Origin of the sequence: Oerskovia rustica (assembly GCF_014836555.1) — a bacterium.
Lineage (GTDB): Bacteria > Actinomycetota > Actinomycetes > Actinomycetales > Cellulomonadaceae > Oerskovia > Oerskovia rustica.
Genome location: NZ_JACSQQ010000004.1, coordinates 74,078 through 88,891 on the forward strand (window position 1 = coordinate 74,078; position 14,814 = coordinate 88,891).

Annotated in this window: 13 protein-coding genes; 5 read left to right on the forward strand and 8 right to left on the reverse strand. The window is 70.5% G+C overall.

Annotated features, from left to right (window positions below):
- The first annotated feature begins 305 nt into the window (after positions 1 to 305).
- Positions 306 to 2,963 carry a replicative DNA helicase gene (locus H9652_RS03315; protein ID WP_191794713.1) on the forward strand — a complete coding sequence of 886 codons (2,658 nt, stop codon included), beginning with the start codon at positions 306 to 308 and terminating at the stop codon, positions 2,961 to 2,963.
- A gap of 152 nt (positions 2,964 to 3,115) precedes the next feature.
- Here the strand turns inward: H9652_RS03315 and H9652_RS03320 are convergent, their stop codons facing one another.
- The 6 genes from H9652_RS03320 to H9652_RS03345 all read right to left on the reverse strand — a co-directional run bounded on the left by H9652_RS03320 (position 3,116) and on the right by H9652_RS03345 (position 9,063).
- The gene (locus tag H9652_RS03320) at positions 3,116 to 4,585 is read right to left on the reverse strand and encodes a DHA2 family efflux MFS transporter permease subunit (protein WP_225227661.1); all 1,470 of its coding nucleotides are present in this window, start codon (positions 4,583 to 4,585) and stop codon (positions 3,116 to 3,118) included.
- Positions 4,492 to 5,010, reverse strand: a complete 519-nt coding sequence (locus tag H9652_RS03325; RefSeq protein WP_191794717.1) for a PadR family transcriptional regulator — start codon at positions 5,008 to 5,010, stop codon at positions 4,492 to 4,494. The genes H9652_RS03320 and H9652_RS03325 overlap by 94 nt, the downstream gene beginning before the upstream one ends.
- Positions 5,011 to 5,264: 254 nt before the next feature.
- Positions 5,265 to 5,510: a hypothetical protein gene (locus H9652_RS03330; protein WP_191794719.1), complete on the reverse strand. Its 246-nt coding sequence runs from the start codon at positions 5,508 to 5,510 to the stop codon at positions 5,265 to 5,267.
- A gap of 72 nt (positions 5,511 to 5,582) precedes the next feature.
- On the reverse strand, positions 5,583 to 6,632 hold the full coding sequence (locus H9652_RS03335; protein ID WP_191794721.1) for a zinc-binding dehydrogenase: 1,050 nt from the start codon (positions 6,630 to 6,632) through the stop codon (positions 5,583 to 5,585).
- A gap of 78 nt (positions 6,633 to 6,710) precedes the next feature.
- Positions 6,711 to 7,610 carry an aldo/keto reductase gene (locus H9652_RS03340; protein ID WP_191794723.1) on the reverse strand — a complete coding sequence of 300 codons (900 nt, stop codon included), beginning with the start codon at positions 7,608 to 7,610 and terminating at the stop codon, positions 6,711 to 6,713.
- 55 nt (positions 7,611 to 7,665) lie between these two features.
- Positions 7,666 to 9,063, reverse strand: a complete 1,398-nt coding sequence (locus H9652_RS03345; RefSeq protein WP_191794725.1) for an MFS transporter — start codon at positions 9,061 to 9,063, stop codon at positions 7,666 to 7,668.
- A gap of 101 nt (positions 9,064 to 9,164) precedes the next feature.
- Between H9652_RS03345 and H9652_RS03350 the strand changes: the two genes are divergently transcribed.
- Together H9652_RS03350 and H9652_RS03355 are read left to right on the forward strand one after the other, a co-directional pair.
- Positions 9,165 to 10,109 (forward strand): helix-turn-helix transcriptional regulator, encoded by a 945-nt coding sequence (locus H9652_RS03350; RefSeq protein ID WP_191794727.1) that lies wholly within the window; start codon positions 9,165 to 9,167, stop codon positions 10,107 to 10,109.
- The gene (locus H9652_RS03355) at positions 10,109 to 10,579 is read left to right on the forward strand and encodes a (R)-mandelonitrile lyase (protein ID WP_191794729.1); all 471 of its coding nucleotides are present in this window, start codon (positions 10,109 to 10,111) and stop codon (positions 10,577 to 10,579) included. The genes H9652_RS03350 and H9652_RS03355 overlap by 1 nt, the downstream gene beginning before the upstream one ends.
- 62 nt (positions 10,580 to 10,641) lie before the next feature.
- Here the strand turns inward: H9652_RS03355 and H9652_RS03360 are convergent, their stop codons facing one another.
- Both H9652_RS03360 and H9652_RS03365 read right to left on the reverse strand, forming a co-directional pair.
- The gene (locus H9652_RS03360; protein ID WP_191794731.1) at positions 10,642 to 10,869 is read right to left on the reverse strand and encodes a hypothetical protein; all 228 of its coding nucleotides are present in this window, start codon (positions 10,867 to 10,869) and stop codon (positions 10,642 to 10,644) included.
- 197 nt (positions 10,870 to 11,066) lie between these two features.
- Positions 11,067 to 12,800 (reverse strand): carbohydrate-binding protein, encoded by a 1,734-nt coding sequence (locus tag H9652_RS03365; protein WP_225227662.1) that lies wholly within the window; start codon positions 12,798 to 12,800, stop codon positions 11,067 to 11,069.
- A 161-nt stretch (positions 12,801 to 12,961) separates the two neighbouring features.
- On the opposite strand from H9652_RS03365, the gene H9652_RS03370 reads away from it, so the two are divergent.
- Together H9652_RS03370 and H9652_RS03375 are read left to right on the forward strand one after the other, a co-directional pair.
- A complete protein-coding gene (locus H9652_RS03370) occupies positions 12,962 to 13,705 on the forward strand; it encodes a DUF305 domain-containing protein (RefSeq protein ID WP_191794733.1) in 744 nt (247 codons plus the stop codon).
- 351 nt (positions 13,706 to 14,056) lie between these two features.
- Entirely contained in the window at positions 14,057 to 14,701 is a 645-nt protein-coding gene (locus H9652_RS03375; RefSeq protein ID WP_191794737.1) for a dihydrofolate reductase family protein, read from the forward strand.
- Positions 14,702 to 14,814 lie beyond the last annotated feature (113 nt).

Consider the following 14,814-nt stretch of genomic DNA (forward strand, 5'->3'; position numbering starts at 1 on the left):
TGCTCATGGACGTGTACAGGGGACAACTCGTCAGTTGTCCACATGGTTGTCCACATGCCTGTGAACAGGCTGGCGGGGTCTGTCCACAGGCTGTCCACACCTCTGTGAACAGGGTCGTTTGCGGGGGATGGAAGCGCGATCTACTGTCGCTGAGTCGTGCATGCTCGGGCCTACGGACGGTCGACGGTGCAGCACCACACGACACCCCTCGACGACGCGGGCTCAGGACGTGTCGGTGGGCCGGAGTAGAACAGATGTGCGACGCAGGACGATACCCGGCCATGCCGGGGGAGTGAGGGGCCCGCATGTCGATCGACGAGCTCGAGTCGAGCTTCGGACCACCCGCAGGCAGCGGCGGTCCCGGGTTCGACCGCACCCCGCCGCAGGACATCGCGGCCGAGCAGAGCGTCCTCGGCGGCATGCTCCTGTCCAAGGACGCCATCGCGGACGTGATCGAGCAGATCCGCGGCACCGACTTCTACAAGCCGGCGCACGAGTCGATCTACGACGTCATCATCGACCTCTACGGCCGTGGCGAGCCCGCCGACGCCATCACGGTCGTCGCCGAGCTCACGCGCCGCGGCGAGCTGGGCCGGATCGGCGGCGCGCCCTACATCCACGACCTCATGGCCATGGTCCCCACCGCGGCCAACGCCGGCTACTACGCGCGCATCGTGCGCGAGCGGGCCGTGCTGCGCCGCCTCGTCGAGGCCGGGACCCGCATCGTCCAGCTCGGCTACGCGACCGACGGCGGCGACGTCGACGACGTCGTGAACAACGCGCAGGCCGAGGTCTACGCCGTCACCGAGCGACGCACCGCCGAGGACTACATCGTCCTGGGCGAGGTCATCGGCGGGACCGTCGACGAGATCGAGGCCGCCGGGCACCGCGGCGAAGGCATGGTGGGGGTCCCGACGGGGTTCGCCGACCTCGACCGGCTGACCAACGGGCTGCACCCCGGGCAGATGATCGTGATCGCGGCACGTCCGGCGATCGGCAAGTCGACGCTGGGAATCGATATTGTTAGGAGTGCTTCCATAAAGCACAACATGACGTCCGTCGTGTTCTCGCTCGAGATGAGCCGCAACGAGATCACGATGCGTCTGTTGGCCGCCGAGGCACGCATCCACCTGCAGAAGATGCGCAACGGCTCCATGGGGGAGGACGACTGGCAGAAGCTTGCCGGCACCATGGGCAAGATCTCCGAGGCGCCGCTCTTCATCGACGACTCGCCCAACATGTCGCTCATGGAGATCCGCGCCAAGTGCCGCCGGCTCAAGCAGAAGCACGACCTCAAGCTCGTCGTGATCGACTACCTCCAGCTCATGACGTCGGGCAAGCGCGTCGAGTCCCGACAGCAGGAGGTCTCCGAGTTCTCCCGTGCGCTCAAGCTCCTCGCAAAGGAGCTCGAGGTCCCGGTCATCGCGATCTCGCAGCTGAACCGTGGTGCAGAGCAGCGCACGGACAAGAAGCCCGCGATGAGCGACCTGCGTGAGTCGGGCTGCCTCACCGAGGACACCAAGATCCTGCGAGCGGACACGGGCGCCGAGACCACGATGGGCGAGCTCTACGCGCTCGGTGCCAAGGACGTGCCCGTGTGGGCGCTCAACGAGCGCCTCCAGTACGTGCGACGCCACCTCACGCACGTGTTCCCCACCGGGACGCGCGAGACGTTCCGCCTCAAGCTGGCCTCGGGCAAGGAGATCAGCGCGACCGCGAACCACCCGTTCCTCACCTACGAGGGCTGGACGCCGCTGGGCGAGCTGCAGGTGGGCTCGCGCCTCGGCGTTCCGCGCCACGTCCCCGGCCCGGAGCAGAACGTCGCGTGGGACGACCGCAAGGTCGTCATGCTCGCCCACATGTTGGGCGACGGCTCGTTCGTCAAGCGTCAACCCATCCGCTACGCGTCGATCGACGAGAAGAACCTCGCGGTCGTCTCGGAGGCCGCGGGTGCCTTCGGTATCACCCCGATCCGCGACGAGTACGCGGTCGCCCGCTGCACCACGCTGCGGCTCCCCGCGCCGTACCGGCTCGCCCGGGGCAAGCGGAACCCCGTGGCCGAGTGGCTCGACGACCTGGGTCTCTTCGGGGCGCGGAGCCACGAGAAGTTCGTGCCCTCGACCGTGTTCCACCTGCCGAAGGAGCAGATCGCGCTCTTCGTCCGGCACATCTGGGCGACCGACGGTTCGGTGACCGTCAACGCGAACGGCCGCAGCGGCCGCATCTACTACGCCTCGACCTCACGACAGCTCGTCGACGGACTGTCCCGCCTGCTGCTGCGCTTCGGCATCTCCACCCGCCTGCGGACGGCCACCCCCAAGGGCGCGTACCGGACCGGGTACACGCTCGACATCTCCGGCGTGGACGACCAGCGGCGCTTCCTCCAGGAGATCGGGGTCCACGGTCAGCGCGGGGCCGCCGCCGAGCGGCTCCTCGAGATCATCCGGGACACCCGCGCGAACACCGACGTCGACACCGTGCCGCGCCAGGTGTGGGACGACGTCCGTGTGCTCCTCGAGGAGCGCGGCATGTCGCACCGGAAGTTCGCCGAGGCCATGGGGACGCAGTACAGCGGGAGCACGATGTTCAAGGCGTCTCCCTCACGGCAGCGTCTCGGGAAGATCGCGGACGTCCTCGGCGGCGAGGAGCTCGAGATCATGGCGGTCAACGACCTGTTGTGGGACGAGGTCGTGTCGATCACCCCCGAGGGCGAGAAGCCGGTCTACGACGCGACCGTCGTCGGGACCCACAACTTCGTCGCCAACGGCATCGCCGTCCACAACAGCATCGAGCAGGACGCCGACATGGTCATCCTGCTCCACCGCGAGGACGCCTATGAGAAGGAGTCCCCGCGAGCCGGCGAGGCCGACCTGATCGTCGCCAAGCACCGTAACGGCCCCACCGACACGATCACCGTGGCGTTCCAGGGGCACTACGCGCGGTTCGTGGACATGCAGGTCTGACGCTGTTGTATCCGACGGTGGGCACCAAACCAGGATTTCGCGCGTCGTTCGGTGCTCACACTCCTCGGTGACGTGCAGCTCGTAGCTGCCTTCGTCCGACATGCCGACGCGGGTGCCTTCAGTCAAAGGTGACGAGGCTGCCGCGGGCCTCCTCATGCGCGGGTCAACGACCGGGCCAGGACGGCCGCTGCGAGTGCGAGCGCTACGAGCACGGCGCCCACCTGGTGGAACGCGGCGAGTGCCGCACCGCTGTGTGCGCCCGTCGCGACCATCGAGCCGAGGATGCCTACTCCGACCGCACCGCCGAGCCGCTGGGTGATGTTGTAGAGCGTGTTGCCGTCGGCAAGGTCGCTCTCGCCGAGTGGTGCGAGGAAGGCGGCGAGGAGCGGCGTCGTGACGAATCCCGCGGCGAGGGCGCGGCCGCACAGCATGATCGCGGTGACCCACAACGGTGTGTCGTCCGTGAGCAGCAGCATCACGCCACTCGACGCGGCGAGCGCGGCGAACCCGAGCGTCACCAGGGTCCGCAGTGGGATGTGTGTCGAGATGCGCTGACCTAGTGCAGTTCCCAGGCCCATGACGATGCCCTGGGGGATCAGGGCGAGCCCCGTGGCGAGAGCGGTGTGCCCTTGCACCTGCTGGGTGAACACCGGTATCAGGAACACGGTCCCGAAGGCGATGACCGAGGCGAGCACCTGAAGCACCAGCGCGAGGAGCGACTGACTGCTTCGGATGACGTCGAGACGTACCGGCGGGTCCTTTCGCCGGGACGCGGTTCTGACGTACGCGGCGAGCAGCCCGATCCCTGCGACGACCAATGACAGCGGTGCGGGGCTGCCCCATCCACTGGCGGAGCCGCGCGTGGCCCCGAGGAGCGTGGTCACCAGACCGGCCGACAGCAAGAGGAACCCGATCGGGTCGAACCGGGCCTCGGCCCGTGCCCGCGTTCCGAGGTGGCGCAGGCGCAGCGCGAGCAGCAGTCCGGCCGCGCCCACCGGTACGTTGACCAGGAAGACCCACCGCCACCCTCCGGCGCCGATCAGAAGGCCTCCGAGCGACGGTCCGAGGGCGGGAGCAAGGAACAGCACCACGGCGGCGGAGACCGGGACCTTGCCACCGCTCAGGCCGTCCTTGCCCATCAGGATGCTCAGTGCCAGCGGGACCAGGGGAGCGCCGACAAAGCCCTGCACGACCCGAGCGGTGACGAGCAGCTCGATGCTCGGGGCCACGGCGCACACGGCAGAGGTGGCGACGAACAGCGCCATGCTGACCAGGTAGACACGCATCGTGCCGAAGCGGCGTGAGGCGTACGCGGTCAGTGCCAGTCCTACTGCGAGGGACAACAGATACCCGGAGACGACCCAGTGGACCGTGTCGAGCCCGGCGCGGAGGTCTTGGGCGATGTCCGGTACCGCGACGTTGACGATGCTCGAGTCGAGCATGCTGAGTGACGGGCCGATGAGCAGTCCATAGCGTGCTGCTCGCCCGATCCTCGTGGCACCGGGGCGTGTGTCCGCGCCGTCGACGGTCACGACCGTTCCGCCTCGTTGCGCAGGTCGTCGAGCCAGCGCAGCTCCTGGGTGAGGCGATCGACGAGTTGTTCCTGTGCGCGGCGCCGCCATGGCAGGGCCGGGTCCCGCGGGGCCTCGGCCAGGAGGCCCCGGACCTGAGAGAGTGCGTGCTCGACGATCTGCCGTCGCACTCCCAGGACGCCGAGGCGCGACGGTACCGGGAGCTCGTCGAAGAAGCTGACGCGGAGCAAGAACTCCTCGTCGTCGCTCGCCAGCTCGCGCGGCAGTGTGGACACGAGGTCGTGGAGCATGCCGCGGCCGGTCTCGGTGATGGCGTAGACGTTGCGCGCCGGGCGCCCTTCCTGCTGCTCGACAGACTTGGTCACCGCTCCGTCGCGCTCCAGCTGCTTGAGGGCCGGGTAGAGCGAGTTGTTGTTGACCGGCGCGATCGACGGGCGCCGTATCCGGCTCTTGAGCTCGTAGCCGTGGGCCGGGCCGTTCCGCAGGACACTCAGGGCGTAGATCTTGATCGTCACTCGTCCAATCTAACCTAGGTTAGCCTGGACGATTACCGCGAGCCGCTCGTGCATCCCGCGGCGTACACCCCCGTCTCGCGCAGCCACGCCCGCTCCGACACCGACGAGCAGGCCGACGACCCTGAACAGCGCCGGGCCGTAGACGATCCGCGCCCGGTCACCGAGGTGCGCTGCGCCGTCGGGCACGCGCAGCACGCGCCGAAGAGCAGGGTCGCCACCTCGGGGCTGGCTGCAGCGCTCGGATCGGCAGGTTGTCAGGCCGGCTCGACGCGCAGCGTGGTGGCCCGCGCGCCGGGTGCCGTGATGTGGTCGACGGCCGAGCCGTTGCCGTACTTGGCGCGGTAGGCGGAGTCGATCTGGCCGGTGCCGGTGCGCTGCACCTCGTCGAACGCGAAGCTGTCGAGGTACTCGACGAGCTCGGGGTCGGTCCGGGCGAGCGTCGAGACGTGGTCGGGGAACAGCTCGTCGCGGTGGGCGCGTGCGGACGGCGTGGGGGCCATGACCACTCCCCGGGGCGGGGTCGGGGACACAGACGGGGGGAGGGTGGGCGCCGGGGCGCCCCCCCTTGGTGGTCAGGGCCGCCGCGCGCCCTTGAGGGACTCGCGGGAGTCCATGAGGCGGTAGGCCTCGGCGACGTCCTCGAGCGGCAGGGTCGCGTCGAACACCTTGCCCGGGTTGATCTCCCCGGCGAGGACCTGGGCGATCGCGGCCTCCTGGTAAGCCCGGACCGGGGCGGGGCCGCCGGCGAGGCGTGCGTTCTTGCCGAACAAGGACCCGAACCCGACGGGGGCGTCCTCGTACTGGGGAACGCCGACGCGGGAGATGATCCCGCCGGGGCGTACGACGCCGTAGGCCTGCTCGTAGGCGGGCATGTGGCCCACGGCTTCGAGCACGGCGTGCGAACCTTCACCCCCGGTGAGGTCCATGACCTTCCCGATGCCCTCGGCGCCACGCTCCGCGACGACGTCGGTCGCGCCGAACTCGCGCCCCAGGTCGGTGCGCGCGGCGTGGCGGCCCATGAGGATGATCCGCTCCGCGCCGAGCTGCTTGGCGGCGAGCACGGCGGACAGACCGACAGCACCGTCACCGATCACGGTGACGATCTGGCCCGCCTCGACCTGTGCCATGTGCGCCGCGTGGTACCCGGTCAGGTACACGTCGGACAGGGTGAGCAGGGAGTTCAGCAGTCCCTCGTCGGCGGTCGCCGGGTCGACGTCGGGGACGACGACGAGGCTGCCGTCGGCCAGCGGGATGCGGGCGACCTCGGCCTGCAGGCCACCGGTCTTCGGGGAGCCGTACCAGCCACCGTGCACGCAGGAGGTCTGGAAGCCCTCACGGCAGAACACGCAGGTGTTGTCGGAGAACGCGAACGGGGCGATGACGAAGTCGCCCTTCTTGACGTTCGTCACGGCGCTGCCGGTCTCCTCGACGACGCCGATGAGCTCGTGGCCCATCGGGTTGCCCTGGGTCGAGCCACGCATGGAGTGGTAGGGGTGCAGGTCCGACCCGCAGACGCAGGCCCGCACGACGCGCACGATGGCGTCGGTGGGCTGCTGGAGGACGGGGTCGGGGACGGTCTCGATGCGGACGTCTCCGGCGCCGTACATGAGTGTTGCTCGCATGAGGTGGTGCCTCTCGGTGGTGCGGGGATGGTTCAGGGAAAGGTGGTTCAGCGGCGCCGCGCCGCTGAACGCCGGTGCTCAGGCTTCGGGGATCTCGCGACCGAAGGTCTCGAGCGTGATGGCCTCGGGGTCGGGACCGCCGCGGACGCCCGTGTCCAGGGCGTCGATCGCGGCCAGCTCGTCGCCCGTGAGCTCGAAGTCGGTGACGGCGAAGTTCTCCGCGATGCGCGCGGGGGTGACGGACTTGGGGATCGCGGAGCGGCCCTGCTGCAGGTGCCAGCGCAGCATCACCTGCGCGGGTGTCCTGCCGTGCGCGGTGGCGATCTGGCCGATCGTCGGGTCCGCGAGGGTGCTGCGACGTTCCTCGCCGTAGCCGGGGTAGAACGTGATGCCGCCGATCGGCGACCAGGCCTGGGTGAGGATGTCGTGCTCGGCGTGCAGCTCCTGGAGTCCCTTCTGCTGGAAGTAGGGGTGGACCTCGATCTGGTTGACGGCCGGGACCACCGTGGTGGCCTCGAGGAGGGAGGTCAGGTGGTCGGGCATGAAGTTGCTGACGCCGATCGCTCGGACCTTGCCGTCGGCGAGCAGCGTCTCCAGTGCCCTGTAGGCCTCGATCGTCAGGTCGAACCGGCTCGGCAGCGCCTGGTGCAGGATCAGCAGGTCGATGGTCTCGATCCCGAGCTTGCCGGCGGACTTGTCGAACGCGTGCAGCGTCGCGTCGTAGCCGTAGTCGCTGATCCAGACCTTCGTCTCGACGAAGATCTCGTCGCGCTCGAGGCCGGATCCGGCGATCGCGCGGCCGACCTCGCGCTCGTTGCCGTAGGCGGCGGCGGTGTCGATGTGCCGGTAGCCGGTACGCAGCGCTTCGGTGACCACGTCGACGGTCTCCTGCGGGGGCGTCTGGAAGACGCCGTACCCGAGGGCGGGCATCTCGTTGCCGTTGTTCAGCGTCAGGGTGGGGATCGGGTTCGTCGTCATGCCTTTCACGCTAGGAGGTGTCTGCCGGATGAGGCAGGTCCTGCTGGTACCCCGCTCAGGAGGGCCTGGGTGCGCGGGGGAGGACGAGGAGGACAGCGGCCAGCAGTGCTGCGCCTAGCAGGACCGCGCCGACGAGCATCGCCGAGGGGTAGGTGCTGGAGACGGCGAGCACGAGGCTCATCCCCAGGGCGCCGCCGAGCTGGTGCACGGAGTTCACGACGCCGGACGCGGCGCCGGCCTGCGCAGGCTCGACCCCGGCGATACCCGACGCGGTGAGGGGTCCGAACGCCAGGCCCTGGCCGGCACCGATCAGGGTCATGGGCGGGGCGACGCCCAGCGCGTACGAGGTGGTGGCGTCGACGGTGGCGAGCCAGCCCATGCCGGCAGTGGCCAGCACGAGCCCGGTCACGAGCAGCAGCGGGCCGCTGGTGCGCCGTTGCAGGCGCGGGACGGCGAGGGCGACGACGAAGTTCACGACCGTCATGGGGAAGAAGGCGAGCCCGGCGGTCAGGGCGGAGAACCCGCGCTCGTCCTGCAGGTACTGGCTCGTGAGCAGGAAGAAGCCCATCATCGCGCCGATGAAGAGCATGCGGGCGGTGTACGCCCCGACGCGTTCTCGGCTCGCGAAGAGTGTCAGGGGCATGACCGGCTGGCGGGCCGTGCGCTCGACGGCGACGAGCCCGCCGACGAGCAGGGCTCCGGCACCGATCGCGGTGAGCGTCACCGGGGAGGTCCAGCCGTCCTCGGCAGCGCGCACGAACCCGTACACGAGCGCTGCGGGACCGGCGGTGGCGAGCAGGGCGCCCGGGACGTCGAACCGGCCGGGCGAGCGCGGTGTCTCGGGCAGGACGCGCAGCCCGGCGACGAGCATGAGGATGCCGATGGGCAGGTTCACCAGGAAGCCCGCACGCCAGGACACCAGGTCGGCGAGCAGTCCACCGGCCACCAGGCCCACGCTCGCGCCGATCCCGGCGACCGCCCCGTAGGCCGCGGTCGCACGCGTGCGCTCGGGGCCTTCGGGGAAGCTCGCGGTCAGCAGCGCGAGGGTCGACGGTGCCAGGACGGCCGCTCCCACACCCTGCACGGCCCTGGCCGTGACGAGGACCTCGCCTGTCGGGGCGAGCCCGACGGCGACCGAGGCGAGGGTGAACAGAGCCAGGCCGGCGACGAACATGCGTCGCCGCCCTAGGACGTCACCGGCTCGTGCGCCCAGGAGCAGCAGACCACCGAACGTGAGGAGGTAGGCGTCCTGCACCCAGGCCACGGCTCCGGTGGTCAGTGCGAGCTCGTCACGGATGTGCGGCAGCCCGGTGATGACGATCGAGTTGTCGAGGATCACCATGAAGTACCCGACCAGGATGATCGCCAGGACGGCTGTCGTCCCTCCGCGCGTCGGACGGGAGGAGGCGGACGACCGTCGGGCAGGAGCGGTGGCTGAGGGAGCGCTGGTCATGACGCCAGCGAACGCTCTCGCGGGCGGGCGCGGGAGTCCTGGGTGTTCCGGGTACCAGCAGAACCTCCCAGAAGCAGGGCGTCGGCCGTACCGTCGAAGACATGGACCTGAAGGCCGAGACCCGCGAGTTCCTCACCAGTCGGCGGGCGCGCATCACCCCCGAGCGCGCCGGCCTGCCCGCCTATGGCGGCAACCGACGTGTACCGGGCCTGCGCCGTGAGGAGGTCGCGATGCTCGCGGGGGTCAGCGTCGACTACTACACGCGGCTCGAGCGCGGGAACCTGGGCGGAGTGTCCGAGGAGGTCCTCGAGGCGCTGTCCCAGGCGCTGCAGCTCGACGAGGCCGAGCACCACCACCTGTTCGACCTCGCCCGCTCGGCGAACCAGTCCGGGGCTGCCCGATCACGCGCCAGGCGCACCTCTGCGCCCGTCCTGCGCCCGGCGGTTCAGCGGATCCTGGACGCGATGGACGGCGCGCCGGCGTTCGTACGGAACGGTCGGCTCGACGTGCTCGGGGCGAACACGCTGGGTCGGGCCCTGTACTCACCCATCTACGAGTCGCCCGAGCGGATCGCGAAGAGGCCGGTCAACAGTGCCCGGTTCCAGTTCCTCGACCCGGAGGCGGCCCAGGCGTTCTGGGGGGACCGGTACGACCGCATCGCGCACGACGCGGTCGCGATCCTGCGTGCCGAGGCGGGCAAGAACCCGTACGACACCGCTCTCACGGCGCTCGTCGGCGAGCTGTCGACACGCAGCGAGGACTTTCGTCGACTGTGGGCGTCGCACGACGTGCGGCTCCACCGCACGGGCACCAAGGTCTTCCACCACCCGGCCGTCGGCAGGCTCGAGCTCGACTACGAGGCGCTGGTCCTGCCCGCGGACGACGGGTTGCAGCTCAACGTGTACACCGCGGTCCCGGGGTCCCCGTCCGACGATGGGCTCAAGCTCCTCGCGTCGTGGGCCGCGACCCGCGAGCACGAGGAACGCCCCGCCCACTCCCCGTCCCCGTCCCAGTCCCCGTCCACGTCTCGAGGAGAAGATCGCTGATGCGTGTCCTGCCACAGACCTCCACGACGAAGAACCCGGCCGCGCAGTTCACCGGGGACGTCTGGCTCGACATGATCGTCAGCCCGCAGGACGGTGACCAACGCACCGTCGTCGGGCGCGTTCGCTTCGCCCCTGGCGCACGCACCGCCTGGCACGTCCACGCCCGCGGCCAGTTCCTTCACGTCACGTCCGGTGTCGCGCTGGTCGGTACCCGTGACGGCGCGGTCGTGCAGGCGCTGCCCGGCGAGACGGTGTACTGCCCTCCGGGTGAGCAGCACTGGCACGGCGCTGCCCCTGACTCGTTCATGGAGCACCTCGCGATCTCGGAGGGCGCCGACGACCCGGTCCAGAGCACGACCTGGCTCGAGCACGTCACCGACACGGAGTACGCCGCCCCCGCGCGGCACGAGCTCGCGGGCGGCGCGACGGGGATGCTCACGCTCGGCCGGGTGGCCGACCGCCTCCCGTAGCGTCGGTCCGTCGAGCGGCGAAGCGCCCGGCTCCGGGCCGAAGCGACCGACGCGCTCCGCGATCAGATGTTGAGGACCTCGCCGAGCGGGACCCGGCTGACCCTGATGAGCCAGAAGCCGAGGGCCCCGACAGGGACGGTGACGGCGAAGATCTCCCACGCTCCCCCTCGTTCCCCTTGTACGAGGTTCCAGATCGCGACCGCGGCGAACAGGGCGGTGAGGACCACCCCGGCCAGGAACAGGAGCGCACCGATCAGTGCGACGAAGGGTCGTTCCCTGGGCGTGGACATCCATACCTTCCGTTCGTCGGTCCCGGTCACCTGGCCGCAGGACCGGCTGGGGGCAGAGCGGGCACCCCACAGTAGTGGGTCTCCCGGTGGCCAGGGCAGGGCCGTGCCGCCCCGTGCCCGACGGCGCCGCTCACCTGCGAGGCGAGCGGCGCCGTCGGGCAGCGGTCACCCGAGCCGCAGCCCGGGCGCGACGCAGGTCAGCCCTGCGGCGCCCACGGACCCCAGCGGTCGCCCGGTACCTGGTTCCTCGTCCACCACTTCGCGGTGTACGTGGTGCCGTCGTGGGTCACGGTGTCGCCCGAGGAGTAGACGCGGGTCGGCTTCCACGCCCCGACGCCCTTCGAGTCGACGCCCGCGATCTCCTCCCACGGACCCCACGGGTCCCCGGGAGTCTGGCCAGAGGTCCACCACTGGGCCCGCCAGACGGCGCCGCCGTACGTGACGGTCGCTCCGCCCGCGTAGGCCGTCTTCTTCGACCAGGCGGCCGGCTCCACGTACGTCGGCTGGGCCTGGGGGTTGAGCTCGTCCGTCAGGACCGACTTCGCGGCGTTGGTCACCGGGTCGTCGAGCAGCAGGACGTCGAGGCCCTTCTGGATGTCGTTCGAGATGATCGCGCCGTTGTACCAGTAGGCCGACCACGACCCGCCGAGGATCAGCCGGTCGGGGGACAGCGCGCCGCGGTCGAACCACGCGATCTCGACCGGGTTGGCCGAGTCCGTGAAGTCCCACACCGAGATGCCGCCCTGGTACCAGGCCTGGACCATGACGTCGCGGCCCGGGACGGGGATGAGCGAGCCGTTGTGCGCGACGCAGTTCTCGGTCGCGGCCTGCTCGCGCGGGATCTTGTAGTAGCTCTTGAACACGAGCTGGCCGTCGACGATGTCGTAGATCGCGTCGGCGCCCTTCTCGGGCCCGACCGTCGCGTTGCAGGTCGGTGCGCCGCCGCCGCCGAGCTCGTCGGTGAAGACGACCTTGGTGCCCGCGTTGTTGAACGTCGCCGAGTGCCAGAACGCGAAGTTCGTCGTGTCCCGGACGACCTCGGTGACCACGGGGTGCGCGCGGTCGGAGATGTCCATGAGGATGCCGTCGCCCATGCACGCGCCCGCCGCGATGTCCTTCGACGGGTAGGTCGTGATGTCGTGGCAGCCCGACGTCGTGCTCGAGCCGTTGCCGCCCGGGTTGCCGCCGTCGGGGAAGAGGACGGGGGTCGAGACGAGCTCGGCCGACGCCGGGTCGTCGACCGGGATCTGGACGACGCTGATGAGGTCGTGCGGCGGCTTGCAGTCGGGGAACGAGGCGTTGGGGGAGTAGGACGAGACGTACACGAACAGGTCCTTGCCGTCCTTCGACGGTGCGAGCGAGTTCGTGTGCGAGCCGCACTGGGTCTCGACGGCCGACACGTACCGCGGCGACGTCGGGTCGGAGATGTCGAAGACCTTGAGGCCCTCCCACGAGTCCTTGATCGTGGCGCTCTGGGCGACGTTGTCGCACGAGGCGTTGCTGCGTGAGGAGTCGGTGCTCAGGACGAGCAGGTCTCCGTAGACCGAGATGTCGTTCTGGGACCCGGCGCACACGACCTGCGCGACCTGCTGCGGGTTCGTCGGGTCGGCGACGTCGTAGACCGTGAACCCGCCGTAGTTGCCGGCGAACGCGTAGCGGCCCTGGAAGGCGAGGTCGCTGTTGTACTGCCCCTCGGGCGCGAAGGCGCCATTCTTGGGGATGTTGGCGACGAGGGTCAGGTTGGGGCTGCCGGCGATCTCCCCGGGGGCCAGGACGTCGGTGGCCTGGGCGAGGGGAGCGAGGCGTTGTGCGGGGAGCGAGGACGGGGCCTGCTCCAGGAGGTCGGCCACCGCCTCGGGAGATCCGTCGGACGGTTCGGCGTACGCCGCCGATGCGACCGCGAGCGAGGAGACGGCGAGGGTTGCGGCCACGGACGAGGCGAGCAGTACCCGGCTCTTGCGCCTGTGCGTTCTTCGATGCACGAGGGAAACACCTCCTTGATAGGGTTCTGCGCATTCTGACCGGCAAATGTGACATGCACCACTTAAACGGGATGGTTCCGGCGAGGTTTTACACGGAGGGAACAGTGCGGATGCGGAGTTTTCCCGGTGGAAACGCAGGGTGGTCGAGCGGCACCCGTCCGGGCGCCCGAGGGCTGACCTGCGGGTTCGTCCTCGTCGGGCTGGCGCTCGCGGTCTCGGGGTGCACGGGCGACCCGGTGCCGACGTCCACGCCGTCGAGCGTCGTCGTCCAGCCCGGGCTGCCTGGCGAGGGCAACGAGACCGTCTCGCCCGAGGACTTCGACGGCGCCCCGGCCGAGGGCTCCTGGAACCAGGCGGACGTCGGGTTCGTCGCCGGGATGATCGAGCACCACCTGCAGGCCCTCGAGATCGCTGCGCTCGCGCCGGACCGCGCGGAGTCCGACGCCGTCCGCGCCTTCGCCGAGCGCGTCACCGTCGGGCAGGGGCCCGAGGTCCACGCGCTCGCGTCGTGGCTGCAGGCGCGCGACGTCGAGGTGCCCGAGGGAGCGGAGGCCGCGGGCGGCACGGGCCCGCGCGTCCCCGAGGGGGCGGGCGGCACGCACGGGAGCCACGGCGAGGCCGTCGTCGGGATGCTCACCGACGAGCAGATGGCGGCGCTCGCAGGTGCGAGCGGCGCGACGTTCGACCGGCTCTTCCTCGAGGGCATGATCGCGCACCACCGGGGCGCGCTCGACATGGTCGACGTCGTGCTCGTCGACGGTCAGGACCTGTTCGCGCACGAGATCGCCGCCGAGACGGCGTCGGGCCAGGGCGGCGAGATCGACCGGATGCGGGACCTCCTCGACGGGCTCTGAGCGCGGGGGCGACGACCCGCCAGGTGTTGCGGCCTCCGGGCCCCGGTACGACCATCGAGGGACGCGACCGAAGCCTCCGGAGCGTCTCGACCGGCGACCGGCCGCATCCCCCGCACGCGGATCCATCTCCCGACGGGCGCTGCCGTGTCCGGCACGCCAGTGAGGACGCTGCGATGAGCGACGTACCATCCCGTGCCGCGACGACGGGCGAGCCGGAGATCGTGGCCAGGGGTGCAGCCGTCGCACGGTGAGCGACACCGCCGGGCAGCGTCCCGGAGACCGGAGCGATGACTTTCGCCGCTCCGACGCGTCTCATCCCGGACAGGACGTCGACGACCTGAGGAGGAGCACGTGCCCCAGCTGGTGAGAGTTCAGAACTTCAACGTCTCGAGCGACGGCATCGCGGCGGGCGAGGACCAGTCGTTCGAGAGGCCGTTCGGCCACGTCGACCCCGAGCGCCTGTTCGCGTGGGCAGGCGCGACGGCGAGCTGGCCCATGCGCACCGAGCCGGGAGGGAGCCGTGGCCTGGACGACTACCTCACGCGCGACTACGACCGGGGCATCGGTGCCGAGATCATGGGCCGCAACAAGTTCGGTCCGCAGCGCGGCCCGTGGGAGGACCTCGACTGGCAGGGCTGGTGGGGTGACGAGCCGCCGTTCCGCACCCCGGTCTTCGTGATGACGCACCACGTGCGCCCGTCGATCACGCTCGGGGACACCACGTTCCACTTCGTCGACGACGACGCGGCCTCGGTCCTGGCGCTGGCAAGGGAGGCGGCGCACGGGAAGGGCGTCCGCCTGGGCGGCGGGGCGACGACGATCCGGCAGTTCCTCGACGCCGACCTCGTCGACACCCTGCACGTCGCCGTCTCGCCCGTGACGCTCGGGACGGGGGTGCGGCTCTGGGAGTCGCCCGACGAGCTGCTCGACCGCTTCCACCTCGACGTCGTCCCGAGCCCGAGCGGCGTGGTGCACCACCTGTTCTGGCGGCGGTGACCGGCCCTGTCGCCCTGACGGGGTGGCGGGCGGCGAGCCGTCCGGACGGGGGTGCGCGCCGCCGTCGGGCTGGGAGCGTGCGACGCGGGGGGGGGGGGGGGGGGGGGGGGGGG